We start from the raw sequence: 12,281 nt of genomic DNA, 5'->3' as shown, positions 1-12,281 counted from the left end.
CAAGTCTGCGAGAGTCAGCGCGCATGATAGCGAAACATCGGAGTGGTTTCATTGCCTTTAAGGCAGCCGCCTTCTACTGTATCTCTCACCTGAACGAATAACGAGGACGTAACCTTGCGCATAGGCATAGATCTGGGTGGCACCAAGACAGAAGTGATTGCATTGTCGGATAAGGGACAGGAGCTGTTCCGCCATCGGGTGAATACCCCGCGTGATGACTATCAGGCCACGGTGCAGGCGATTGTCGATCTGGTCACACTGGCCGAGCAGAAAACCGGCGAGACCGGTACGGTCGGCCTTGGGATCCCTGGCTCGCTTTCGCCCTTCAGTAAGCGGGTGAAAAATGCCAACTCCACCTGGCTCAACGGCCAGCCGCTGGATAAAGATCTGGCTCAGGCGCTGAACCGGGAAGTACGCATCGCCAACGATGCTAACTGCCTGGCGGTGTCGGAAGCGGTTGATGGGGCGGGAGCCGGACAGTCGCTGGTGTTTGCCGTGATCATCGGCACCGGGTCGGGCGCGGGAGTGGCGATCAACGGGGAGTCGCGCATCGGTGGCAACGGCAATGCTGGCGAGTGGGGCCACAATCCGCTGCCGTGGATGGATGAAGATGAGCTGCGCTACCGGCAGGAAGTGCCCTGTTATTGCGGGCAGCAGGGCTGTATCGAGACCTTTGTTTCCGGCACCGGTTTTGGTATCGACTATCAGCGGCTGAGCGGTGTGCATCGCAAAGGCGCGGAGATCGTTTCGCTGCTGGCACAGCAGGATCCGATCGCCGAACTGGCGATGAGCCGTTATGAGCTGCGGCTGGCCAAATCGCTGGCGCAGGTGGTGAACCTGATCGATCCCGACGTGATCGTGCTGGGTGGCGGGATGAGCAATGTGGATCGTCTCTATCAGACCGTGCCGGTGCTGATGAAGAAGTGGGTGTTTGGCGGGGAGTGTGAAACGCCGGTGCTGAAGGCGCAGCATGGCGACTCCAGCGGCGTGCGCGGTGCGGCGTGGCTCTGGCCGCTTAACGGCTGATGCCGATCCTGCCCGCGGTTCAGCACCTGAAGGTTGGGCGCTGAACCGTTAACCTCTGGCGCAGCATCCTGCCGCGTCGCGGTTATTCGCCAGCCAGCATCGTGTCCTGCGGTGCCCGATCGCGCTGCGCTTTGGTGGCGAGGAAGTAGAGATAGCCGACCACCATGATGGCGACAAACAGCGCGCCAATCACCGGATTAAACCACAGCATCGCCAGCAGGCAGACGACTGACAGCAGCAGGGCGATGCCCGGCACAACCGGATAGCCCGGCGCGCGGAAACTGCGCACCATCTCCGGCGCGCTGCGGCGCAGTTTAAACAGGCTCAGCATGCTCATGATGTACATCACAATCGCGCCAAACACCGCCATGGTGATCATCGCTGCCGTCAGCGTCATCCCCTGCAGATTAATCACGCCATCGCTGTAAATCGCCGCGATGCCCAGCACGCCGCCGAGAATAATTGCGCGATGCGGGGTCTGGAAACGCGACAGTTTTGCCAGCGAAGGGGGCAGATAGCCTGCGCGGGCCAGGGCAAAAAACTGCCGTGAGTAGCCGAGGATGATGCCGTGGAAGCTGGCAATCAGGCCAAACAACCCAATCCACACCAGCATATGCATCCAGTTAGAGTGTTCGCCAACGATCATTTTCATCGCCTGCGGCAGCGGATCGTTAATATCGGCCAGTTTGCGCCAGTCGCCTGCGCCGCCCGCCATCAGCATCACGCCAATTGCCAGCACCACCAGCGTCAGGATCCCGCTGATATAGGCGCGGGGAATGGTCCGGGTGGGATCTTTCGCCTCTTCGGCTGCCATCGCGGCACCTTCAATGGCAAGGAAAAACCAGATAGCGAAGGGAATGGCGGCGAAAATGCCGGAGAAGGCGGGCAGGCCGAAGCTGTCGCTGCCCGCCCAGCCGTGTGCGGCGAAGTTTGCCAGGCTGAAGCCAGGCGAGACCACGCCCATAAACACCAGCAGCTCAATGACCGCCAGCACGGTGACAACCAGTTCGAACATCGCTGCCAGTTTTACGCCGAGAATATTCAGGGTCATAAACACCAGGTACGCGCCGACCGCTGCGGTTTTCGGGTTCAGCCCGGGATACTGCACGTTGAGATAAGCCCCGATCGCCATGGCGATCGCCGGTGGCGCAAAGACAAACTCAATCAGCGTTGCCAGACCGGCTATCAGCCCGCCGGTTTCGCCAAAGGCGCGACGGCTATAGGCAAAGGGGCCGCCCGCATGGGGGATCGCGGTGGTCAGCTCGGTGAAGCTAAAAATAAAGCAGGTGTAGAGCGTGGCGATCAGCGCCGTGGTCACCAGAAATCCCAGCGTGCCTGCCACAGCCCAGCCGTAACTCCAGCCAAAATATTCGCCTGAGATCACCAGGCCAACCGCAATCCCCCACAGATGCAGGGTGCCCAGCGTGGGCTTGAGTCTGTTTGTCATACTGTTATCCCCGTCGTTGTTGGTCTCACGCGGCGTTACACCGCCATAACTACTAAAGTATGGGGATAATGCCGTTGCATTACTCACCACGACTTGACGCGGGCGCAGTAACTTCTGTCCTCCACGGTCAACTCACAGGCAACAACCTGGCCAGCTGCACGCTGCGGTCAACTTTGTCTCTTCTGAGGTCAAGCAGCTCACCTTCTGGCAACGCATGCTGAGATAACGCAAGTGAAAAGGAGCCGGATGATGAGCGCTAAACAATATGACAACCTGACTGATTCCCAACTCACCCTGATAGCGCAGCAGGCGCTGGCCTGCTATCCCGCCGCACTGCAGGGTCAGCTCAGCCTGCTGTGCCGCTCAGAGAACGCCACGTTCCTGGTGAAAGCGGCAGGCCGGCGTTATGCGCTGCGGCTGCATCGCGGCGATTACCATCAGAAAGCAGATATCCTCAGCGAACTGCTGTGGCTCGATGCATTGCGCGAAACCGGCATTATGGTGCCGGAAGCGGTGCCGGACAACGCGGGCGAAACGGTGCTGACGCTGCGGCTGCCGGATGGCAGTGAGCGCTACGTGGTGCTGTTTCACTGGATCGACGGCGAGATGCCGACCACCGATGTTGATCTCCGCGCCTTTCAGCAACTGGGTCAGATTACCGCGCGGCTGCATCAGCACAGTAAACAGTGGCAGCCACCCGCGGGTTTCCAGCGGATTGTCTGGGATCACCACACCATGACCAGCGCTGAGAGTCACTGGGGGCGCTGGCAGGATGCGCCGAATCTGCCTGTTGCCGATCACGGCGTCGTCGAACAGACGATCGCGCAGGTCGGCGCGGCGATGGCGCAGTTTGGTAAGGGATCGGATCGCTATGGCCTGATCCACGCCGATCTGCGGCTGACCAATCTGCTGCTGCACAAGGGCGAAACGCGGGTGATCGACTTCGATGACTGCGGACTCGGCTGGTATCTGCACGATCTGGCGGCGGCGATCAGTTTTGTTGAGCATCATCCGCGTGCGCCAGAGTGGATCGATCACTGGATACGCGGTTATGAGCAGGTGGCGCATATCAGCGATGCGGAGATGGCCATGCTGCCCGCGCTGCTGATCCAGCGTCGTATCCAGCTCACCGCCTGGGTAGGATCCCATGCGGAAACCGAAATGGCGCGCAGTCTCGGCACGGCGTGGGCCAGTCACTCGGTCCGCCTCTGCCGCGATTATCTGGAGGGTAAAGCGCTGCCGGTCGGCGTCTGATGCACCAGCGGCGGGCGTGGCTGCGCCGCCGCAGTGCCGGATGCCGTGTCCGCGCGCAGTCCGGACCGCCCGCAGGCGGGGCTTAGCGACATGGTATGGAATTTGCTCTGATCTCAGGAATGGGTGATCCACCTGACTTCTGACTGAGGCGACCATGAATCCGACACTGATCAAGCCCGATGCGTTTGCGGCCTGCTCTGCCGCGGCAGGAGCAGGCAATCACGGCGTGCTGGCTGCTGCTGCGACCGGCTTAAGCGAGTTTATTCATACTCAGGGCGGCGATGTTGATCGCATCTTCGGCATCAGCGGCATCGATCCGGAGCGCCTGGCCAGCCCGACGCTGAGCCTGGGGCTGGTGAACTACTGTCGGGTGCTGGAAGAGGCGGCGCGCCACTCTGGTTTTGATAACTTCGGTTTGCACTACGGCAGGCAGTTTAAACCGCAGTCATTAGGCCTGATCGGCTACATTGGCTTGTGCTCCGATACGCTGGAACAGGCGCTGCACAATGTGGTTAACGCCTTTCCCTGGCATCAGCACGACACCTTAACCCGGCTGGTGGATAAGGGAGAGTGCTGGCGGCTCGACTATCAGGTGCGCCACGGGGCTATTCTGTCGCGCCGTCAGGATGCAGAGCTGACGCTGGGGATGTTTATGAATCTGATCCGCCATGTCGCGGGCAGGCACTGGGCGCCGCGCGAAGTCCATTTCGAGCATCCGCGTCCCGGTCAGTGGCACGATCACTGCAAAGTGTTTGATGCGCCGGTCTGGTTCGATCAGCCGTTTAATTCGCTGGTGATCCCGAAACGCGATCTGCTGCGCGCGATGCCGGAGAGCGATCCGATCCTGTTGATGGTGATGCAGGATGCGATCCGGCGGCTGAACCGCGGGACGTCTCAGCAGAGCATGACTGAGCAGGCGCGTTCGCAGGTTAATTTATCGCTGATGCAGGGCGAGCCAGTGCTGGAAGAGGTGGCGGATAAACTCGGGCTGTCGAGCTGGTCACTGCAGCGGCGGCTGCGCGAAGAGGGCAGCAGCTTTACTGCGCTGGTGGATCAGGTACGCTGCGAAATGGCGACGCACTATCTGCAGCAGAAGCAGCTGCCGATCTCGGAGATGGCGCTGCTGCTGGGCTACTCGGAAGTCAGCGCGTTCTCACGCGCATTTCGCCGCTGGTTTGGCATCAGTCCGCGCCAGTGGCGCCAGGAAGGCCTGGCCAGCTAACCACGCGGCGCAAAGCCAAACCACGCCGGTTGTCCCGGCTCCGGCGGCGGGGGCAGGTCGCGCGTTTGTGCCACCAGCTGCCAGGCACGCAGGCAGAGCGCCTCATCCCCCTGAGTCTGCGTCACCGCATAATGTCTGCTGTGTTGTTGCCACTCCATCCGTACCAGACATTGCTGACCAGCGTAACGCGCCGCATCAGTAAACTGCCGATTCAGTACCGGCTGCATTTGATTAGTCCAGTGACAGGATTTACTGTCCGGATCCTTCGCAGGCTCACACAGGTTTGCCACGCTATCACGTTGCTTTGACACAGGTTGCTGACAGGCGCTGAGCAGTGCTGCAATAATCATACCTGACAATATTCTCACTATTGTATTAATTAAATTCATTAAATTAGCCACTTTTTTCTAAAGATCTTCCGGTCTGCTGCCGACAGTCTACAGACCGGCCTGCTGAATGCTATGGCATTCCTCCGACTGTCGGCAGAACCAGAATTTACCGCCCCTGTGCGGATGATGTCTCTTTTCACTTCATGGATTAGAAATGCAGAAAAAATATGCCTTTGCGGCACTCTCCTTGTTAACCACCTCGCTGATCAGCGGCTGTGCTACCGAATCTTCCCGTGCTATTCAGGCTCCGCAGGTTCGCGCAGCCAGCCAGCCGGTTTATCAGGGCGTGCGGAGCCCGATTGCGGTAGGTCAGTTCGATAACCGCTCCTCGTACATGAACGGCATCTTCTCTGATGGTGTCGATCGGCTGGGTAATCAGTCGAAAACCATTCTGATTACCCATCTGCAGCAGACCAATCGCTTCAGCGTGCTGGATCGCAGCAACCTGAAAGAGCTGCAGCAGGAGTCAGACTTCAAACGCAGCCAGCAGAATATCAAAGGCGCGAACTACATCATTACCGGTGATATCACCGAGTTTGGCCGCAAAGAAGTGGGCGATCAGCAGCTGTGGGGCATTCTGGGCCGCGGCAAAACCCAGATCGCCTATGCCAAAGTGAATCTCAACGTGGTGGATGTCACCACCTCTGAAGTGGTTTACAGCACCCAGGGTGCGGGCGAGTACCAGCTTTCGGCGCGTGAAGTGATCGGCTTTGGCGGCACCAGCAGCTATGACTCGACGCTGAACGGAAAAGTGATGGATCTGGCGATTCGCGAAGCGGTCGATCATTTAGTGGATGGAATCAACAACGGCGCATGGCGTCCGGCTAAATAAGGAAGCAGTAAATGAAAATGATCACACTGGGCAGCCTGCTGATGGCAGTAGTGCTGCTGGCTGGCTGTGCGCCAAAAGCGCCGAAAACGATCTACTACTGGGGCGACTATCAGGAACAGATTTATAGCTACTATCAGCCAAGCGGCGATCCGCTGAAGCAGATCGATGCGCTGAATCTGGATGTGGAAAAAGCCCGTGCTGCGGGTCAGCCCGTACCGCCAGGCCTGCATGCGCAGCTCGGCCTGCTCTACGCTAAAACCGGTGATACCAACAAAGCGTTTGGTCAGTTCGCCACCGAGAAGCAGCTGTTCCCCGAATCAGCCCCTTACATGGATTTTCTGATGAGTAAAAAACAAGGAGTAGTACAGTGAAAAAATGGATTGCCCTGAGCGGCGCGCTGATGGTGCTGTTGCTGACCGGCTGTGCGCAGCCAAAAAAATCGTACGACTACACTGCGTTTCGTGCCAGCAAGCCCGCCTCGATTCTGGTGCTGCCTGCCGCTAACACCTCGCCGGATATCAACGCCGCGCACAGCCTGAACTCGCTGGTGACGCGTCCGCTGGCCGAAGCCGGTTACTACGTCTTCCCGGTGGCGGTGGTTGAAGAGACCTTTCAGCAGAACGGCCTGACCAGCGCCAGCGACGCCCAGGCGGTCAGTGCGAAACGTCTGAATGAGATCTTCCACGCCGACAGCGCGCTCTATATCTCGATCAGCGACTATGGCAGCAGCTATCGGGTGATCGACAGCGTGACCACTGTGACCGCCAAAGCACGGCTGGTGGATCTGCGCAGCGGCAAAGAGATCTGGCAGGGTTCCGCTACCGCTACCGACAATGATCAGGGCAACAATAACAACAACGGCGTGATTGGTATTCTGGTCAGCGCGGCGATCAAGCAGATCTCCGACAACGTCACTGACAAAGCCCATACCGTGGCCGGACTGACCAGCAATCGTCTGCTGGCACAGAACGAACAGGGCGGATTACTCACCGGCCCTCGTTACAAAGTCGTCAGCGCCCGCTGATCAGACTCAGACGGGCGCTCTGGCGCCCGTTATCCCTGCGGCAGTTCCAGCTGGCTGTAACCCAGGCCATTCATCTTGCGCACTTTAATCTGCACCGGGATACGCTCTTTCATCGCTTCCACGTGGCTGATCACCCCGATGGTTTTGCCGCTGGCGTTCAGCGCGTCCAGGGCATCCAGCGCGGTATCCAGCGTCTGAGCATCCAGCGTGCCGAATCCCTCATCCAGAAACAGCGATTCGATGCGCGTTTTGTGGCTGACCAGATCCGATAACGCCAGCGCCAGCGCCAGACTGACGAGGAAGCTCTCGCCACCTGACAACGTGCGGGTATCGCGTGCCGCGTCGGCCTGCCATGTATCGACGACATCCAGCTCCAGCAGATCCTGCGCCCGGCGCTGCAGCAGATAACGGCCATGCAGCCGATCGAGCTGGCGATTAGCGAGCGCTACCAGATGGTCCAGCGTTAACCCCTGGGCGAAGCGCCGGAATTTATCGCCGCTGGCGGAGCCGATCAGATCGTTGAGCAGGCTCCACTGCGCCAGCACCACACCATCCTGTTCAATCTGCGTCATCAGGCTCTGTTGTCGGGCGCGGAGGCTGGCGTCGCTGTGCAGCTGCTGCTGAATCTGACCCTGCTGGCTGGCGTTGTCGCGCAGGGCCAGACGTAACTGCTCCAGCTGCTGCGCCAGTGCTTCGACGGATTCCGGCATCGCATCAGGTTTCGCCTGCTGATGAACGCTGAGCCGCTGCTGCAGATCCGCCAGTCGCGCCTGCTGCTGCTGGCATCGCTGATCGAGCTGCTGCAGTTGCTGACGCAGTTGCAGCGCGGTCTGCTCATCCAGCAACGCCGCGCGCAGGCTGGCTTCATCGGCAAATCCGGCGCTCTCCAGTGCCTGCTGCAGCGTGCTTTCCGCCTCTGCCAGTTTGCCGCTTAGCGTCTGACGCTGATTTTCCAGCCCCGACAGCTCACCCTGCAGGCGACTGACCTCGGCCTGCGCCTGTTGCAGGGCGGTGAGCTGCTGTGCCAGCTGTTCATCAGCGTGCTGAACGCGGGCCTGCAGCTGCTGACGGGCGTGGGTGACATCGCGATCGCCAAACAGCGCCAGACGGGCACGACGCATTTCGCTGAGCTGCGCCTGGCTCTGCTGCTGCTGCTGTTGACGGGTGGCGAGCTGCTGCTGTTCCTGCTCTGCCTGTTGTTTCAGGGCAGTGAGCTGGGTTTCCCCTTTTAACAGCTGCGGCTGCAGGTTAGCGAGCAACTGCTCACTTTCCTGCCAGCGCTGCCAGCGCCGCTGTTGCTCCGCCAGCCACGCATCGCGATCGGCAGCATCGGGCAGGGCAAGATGGTGCGCGCTGAACTGCTGCTCCAGACGGCTCTGCAACTGCTCCCAGGCCTGCTGTTCCTGCTGCTGACGCTGTTGCAGCGCATCCAGCGCCTGTTGCAGGCTGGTCAGCGACTGCTGCGCCAGCTGTTCGGCCTGCTGGTGCTGCTGCCAGGCTTGTAGCTGCTGAAGATGGTGATCTTTCGCAGCCTGACGCGCCTGTTCAGCGGCTTCCTGAGCCTGTCGCTGCTGCTCAAGCTGACTTTCACGGTCGCTTTGCTGCTGCTGCCACGCGGCTAACGCCTCGCGATCGGCTAGTGGGAATGTAAGTGCCAGCTCACTGCTCAGCGCCTGCCATTGCTGCTCAAGCTGATCGAGCTGTTGCTGCATCCCGGCGATTTCATCGCGCAGGATCTGCTGCTGCACCAGGGACTGCTTCAGCTGTTCGCCTTTTGCCGTGCCCGCTTCGCGCAGTGCCTCGGTTTGCTGCTGCAGCGCAGCCCGGCGCTGCTGGTTAGCACTCACTTCCAGTGTGCTGTAGGCCTCAACGGCGGGATGGGTGCAGGAGCCGCACAGCGGGCAGGGCTGATCGGCGGTGAGCCGGGCGCGGTAATCGCTGAGGTCGACAATCTGCTGCTCCAGCGCGCAGATTTTTTCGACATCATCCAGCTGCTGTTTTTCGCGTTTCCACGTCTCGCGCAGGCTCTGGAGTTCCGCTTCACTCTGCTGATGCGCTTTTTCCAGCGCGCTCAGCCTGTGCTGGCGCTGGCCCAGATGCTGGTGCAGCGGCTGCCACTGCGTTGAGAGCAGCAGCAGTTGCTGACGCGCCGGACGGCTGCTCTGCAACTGGCTTAATGCCTGGCGCAGTGCAGCCGGTGGATGCTGTTCATGAAGCGAAGTGAGTGCCTGCTCCGCCTGCAACAGCGCCTGGCGGGCCTGTTGCTCCGCCTGCTGGCGCGGCAATGCCAGTTGTGCCTGCTGTTGCTGTTTCGCCTGTTGCGCATCGATCTGTTGCTGCTGCTGCTCGCGCTGTTGTGTCAGTTCCGCCAGCATCGCCTCACGCTGTGCCAGCAGAGCAAAGTTCTCCTGCCATACCGGCAGCGAAGCGCCCCAGTGCGCCAGATCGGCCAGCTGCTCACGTAGCTGATGCTGGTCGGCAATCGCCTGCTGCCAGCCCGCGACCTGCTGCTTCTGCTGCGTCAGGCTGGCCTGGGTCTGGTCGGCATGCTGCTGCTGCCGGGCATTTTCCTGCTTCTGCTCTGCAAGCTGCTGCTGCAGCGTGCTAATCCGCTGATCCAGCGGCAGCACCTGTTCCGTCAGCAGGTTCTCCTGCTGCTGCTGTTCCTGCTGCGCCTGCTGGCGGGCGGTCTGAGCGGCCGCATAATTCTGCTGATGCTGCTGCTGCTGGTTCTGCGCCTGCTGCTGCGCCGCGGTAAGCTGCTGATAGCGGCTCTCAGCCTGCTGCTGTTCACTGCGCAAGGCGTCGCGCTGCTGCAGTTTTACCCGCAGCTTTTCAGCCGGTTCGCTGCGAGCCAGCCGCTGGCGGTCGGTTTCAGCCGCCTGTGACGCGGCCTGCGCCTGTTGCAGCGTCGCTTCAGCCTGCGCACTCTCCTGCTGTAACTGCTGTGCCTGCTGCTGCCACTGCTGCTGTTGCTGCGCCTGCTGATAATCCGCGCTGAGCTGCTGTTCAGCCCTGGTCAGATCGCTGAGTTGCTGTTGCAGCGCGTCGCGGGCGTCGCTATCCAGCAGCGCCATCGCTCCCGCCTGGCTGCGCAGCAGATCCAGCTGGGTTTTCGCCTCTTTATGACGTTCGTAGATGGCAGCGGAAATCAGGCCATAGATTTCGGTGCCGGTCAGCTCCTCCAGCAGTTCGGCGCGTTCACTGGCTTTCGCGTTGAGAAAGGCGGCGAATTGTCCCTGTGACAGCATCATTGAGCGGGTGAAGCGTTCGAAATCGAGTCCGGAGAGGGTTTCGATCAGCTTCAGCTTGTCACCGACCTTATCGGCAACAATGGTGTTGTCGTCACAGCGCGCCAGCTCAACGCGCGGCGCCTGTAGCTTGCCGTCAGCGGTGCCGCGCGCGCGGTTCTGGCTCCAGAAGGCGCGCCAGGCTTCGCCTTTGATTTCAAACTCGACCTCAGCCAGACATTCGGCGCAGTCGCGGGTCATCAGCGCATTCTGGCTCTGGGAAATTGCGCCCAGACGCGGCGTCTGGTGATAGAGCGCCAGGCAGATGGCGTCCAGCAGGGTGGTTTTACCGGCTCCGGTGGCCCCGGTTATCGCAAACAGGCCGTTGCTGGCAAAGGGTTCGGCACGGAAGTCGATGAACCATTCACCGCGCAGGGCATTGAGGTTTTTAAACCGTAGCGTAAGGATCTTCATTGGGTCTCTTCCATGGCGGCCAGCGTCTGGCGGAACAGCGTGGTCATCTCGTCGATTTGCGCCGGTTGCAACTCTTCGTCCAGCGCCAGGCGGCGGGCAAAGACCTCTTCCACCTTCAGCTCACTCAGCGTTTCGTTGTCGAGCCGCGCCAGGCTCTGCTGCCGCTGTTCACGGCTGCGGCGTAACAGCAATACCTCGACCGGCAGCGTGGCGGTCAGGGTTTCGACCTGGCGCTGCAGATCGCTGAGGTACTCCTGGGTGGTGACTTCGATGTCGAGCCAGGTCGGTTTTTCCTGCTCTGCCGAACTGAAGGCATTTAGCTGTTCCGCTATCTGCGCCAGCGATCCTTTCAGCACCTGCATGGGCTGCGACTGTGGTACGACCAGCGGCGTGACCGATTGCAGGCCGCTGGCCGCCAGTTCTAGCAGGAAGACGCTTTTTTCAGTCCCCAGCTCATCAAAGCTCAGCGGAATCGGCGAGCCGCTGTAGCGGATATGCTCGCTGCCCGCCACGCGCTGGGCGCGATGAATATGGCCGAGCGCAATATAATCAGCAGCGGGAAACGCACTGGCCGGGAAGGCATCCAGTGTGCCGATATAGATGTCACGCACTGAATCGCTCTGGCTGACGCCGACGGTGGTGAGGTGGCCGGTAACAATGACTGGCAGCGCATAGCCCAGCGCTTGGGCGGCGGCGAAACGCTGCTGATAGTGGTGGGCAATCGCCTCCAGCAGCGAGGTCTGCTTGTCGCGTCCCGACTGACCCGCCCGGCTGCGCAGGATATCGCGCGGGCGCAGATAGGGAATGGCGCACAGCAGGGCACCCGGCTCGCCCTGGCGGGTGTTGAGCAGCAGCACATCATCCTGCGCCTGCGGTGTAGCGATTACCCGCGTGTTGAGACAGGCCAGCAGTTCGCGTGACTCGTTCAGCGTTGCCACGGAATCGTGGTTACCCGCCAGCACAATCAGCTGACAGCCCGCAGGCTGCAGCGCCACCACGAAGCGGTTAAACATCTCGCGGGCGTAGCTGGGCGGCGTGCCGGTATCAAACAGGTCGCCTGCAATAATCAGCGCATCCACCTGATGCTGTTCAATCTGGATCAACAGCCAGTCGAGAAACGCCTGATGTTCCGCCGCCCGACTTTTGTTGTAGAAGAACTGCCCCAGATGCCAGTCCGCAGTATGAATAATGCGCATGATGAGTCCCTGCCGTTGTGATTCGCCGGGCGATTATACTGGCTCTGCGGCCAAAGCAAAAAAATGTCGCTGCGCTGTCATAAATGATTACCAGTGAGGTTACAGGCAGGTTATGTTTTTCATAAAAGTGTCACAAATCTGACGCATAATGGCGCCGCGAATCTCAGTGACAGCCGTCATAATCAGC

10 protein-coding genes are annotated in these 12,281 nt (G+C 60.3%); 6 read left to right on the top strand and 4 right to left on the bottom strand.

Going from position 1 to position 12,281, the window contains the following annotated elements; translation table 11 throughout:
- The first annotated feature begins 114 nt into the window (after positions 1–114).
- A complete protein-coding gene (gene mak / locus EGO56_RS14825) occupies positions 115–1,026 on the top strand; it encodes a fructokinase (RefSeq protein ID WP_013356950.1) in 912 nt (303 codons plus the stop codon).
- A gap of 82 nt (positions 1,027–1,108) precedes the next feature.
- On the opposite strand, the gene eat is transcribed toward mak, so the two are convergent.
- Positions 1,109–2,473 carry an ethanolamine permease gene (gene eat, locus EGO56_RS14820; protein WP_135909923.1) on the bottom strand — a complete coding sequence of 455 codons (1,365 nt, stop codon included), beginning with the start codon at positions 2,471–2,473 and terminating at the stop codon, positions 1,109–1,111.
- Between the two features lie 249 nt (positions 2,474–2,722).
- On the opposite strand from eat, the gene EGO56_RS14815 reads away from it, so the two are divergent.
- Together EGO56_RS14815 and qhpR are read left to right on the top strand one after the other, a co-directional pair.
- Positions 2,723–3,727, top strand: a complete 1,005-nt coding sequence (locus tag EGO56_RS14815) for a phosphotransferase enzyme family protein (protein ID WP_135910589.1) — start codon at positions 2,723–2,725, stop codon at positions 3,725–3,727.
- A 154-nt stretch (positions 3,728–3,881) separates the two neighbouring features.
- A complete protein-coding gene (qhpR, locus tag EGO56_RS14810) occupies positions 3,882–4,949 on the top strand; it encodes an AraC-like transcriptional regulator QhpR (protein WP_033731725.1) in 1,068 nt (355 codons plus the stop codon).
- On the opposite strand, the gene EGO56_RS14805 is transcribed toward qhpR, so the two are convergent.
- Positions 4,946–5,260 carry a cell envelope integrity TolA C-terminal domain-containing protein gene (locus EGO56_RS14805; protein WP_238348979.1) on the bottom strand — a complete coding sequence of 105 codons (315 nt, stop codon included), beginning with the start codon at positions 5,258–5,260 and terminating at the stop codon, positions 4,946–4,948. The two genes, qhpR and EGO56_RS14805, sit on opposite strands and share 4 nt — an antisense overlap.
- 232 nt (positions 5,261–5,492) lie before the next feature.
- Between EGO56_RS14805 and EGO56_RS14800 the strand changes: the two genes are divergently transcribed.
- From EGO56_RS14800 to EGO56_RS14790, 3 genes are read left to right on the top strand one after another with little or no spacing between them, the layout of a single operon-like run.
- Entirely contained in the window at positions 5,493–6,170 is a 678-nt protein-coding gene (locus tag EGO56_RS14800; protein ID WP_013356955.1) for a CsgG/HfaB family protein, read from the top strand.
- 11 nt (positions 6,171–6,181) lie between these two features.
- The gene (locus tag EGO56_RS14795; protein WP_135909919.1) at positions 6,182–6,541 is read left to right on the top strand and encodes a DUF4810 domain-containing protein; all 360 of its coding nucleotides are present in this window, start codon (positions 6,182–6,184) and stop codon (positions 6,539–6,541) included.
- Positions 6,538–7,194: a DUF799 domain-containing protein gene (locus EGO56_RS14790; protein ID WP_135909917.1), complete on the top strand. Its 657-nt coding sequence runs from the start codon at positions 6,538–6,540 to the stop codon at positions 7,192–7,194. Before EGO56_RS14795 ends, EGO56_RS14790 begins: the two co-directional genes overlap by 4 nt.
- Positions 7,195–7,223: 29 nt before the next feature.
- On the opposite strand, the gene EGO56_RS14785 is transcribed toward EGO56_RS14790, so the two are convergent.
- Positions 7,224–10,898: an AAA family ATPase gene (locus EGO56_RS14785; RefSeq protein WP_135909915.1), complete on the bottom strand. Its 3,675-nt coding sequence runs from the start codon at positions 10,896–10,898 to the stop codon at positions 7,224–7,226.
- Positions 10,895–12,094, bottom strand: coding sequence for an exonuclease subunit SbcD (gene sbcD / locus EGO56_RS14780; protein WP_135909913.1), 1,200 nt, complete (start codon positions 12,092–12,094; stop codon positions 10,895–10,897). The genes EGO56_RS14785 and sbcD overlap by 4 nt, the downstream gene beginning before the upstream one ends.
- Between the last annotated feature and the right edge of the window lie 187 nt (positions 12,095–12,281).

Source organism: Pantoea vagans, from assembly GCF_004792415.1.
GTDB lineage: Bacteria > Pseudomonadota > Gammaproteobacteria > Enterobacterales > Enterobacteriaceae > Pantoea > Pantoea vagans.
The sequence above is the reverse complement of the archived record's forward strand: the minus strand, read 5'-3'. Positions and strand labels throughout refer to the sequence as shown.

Coding starts and splice junctions, on each gene's coding strand:
- eat (WP_135909923.1), bottom strand. CDS start 2,473: ATGACAAACAGACTCAAGCCCACGCTGGGCACCCTGCATCTGTGGGGG.
- EGO56_RS14815 (WP_135910589.1), top strand. CDS start 2,723: ATGAGCGCTAAACAATATGACAACCTGACTGATTCCCAACTCACCCTG.
- qhpR (WP_033731725.1), top strand. CDS start 3,882: ATGAATCCGACACTGATCAAGCCCGATGCGTTTGCGGCCTGCTCTGCC.
- EGO56_RS14800 (WP_013356955.1), top strand. CDS start 5,493: ATGCAGAAAAAATATGCCTTTGCGGCACTCTCCTTGTTAACCACCTCG.
- EGO56_RS14795 (WP_135909919.1), top strand. CDS start 6,182: ATGAAAATGATCACACTGGGCAGCCTGCTGATGGCAGTAGTGCTGCTG.
- EGO56_RS14785 (WP_135909915.1), bottom strand. CDS start 10,898: ATGAAGATCCTTACGCTACGGTTTAAAAACCTCAATGCCCTGCGCGGT.
- sbcD (WP_135909913.1), bottom strand. CDS start 12,094: ATGCGCATTATTCATACTGCGGACTGGCATCTGGGGCAGTTCTTCTAC.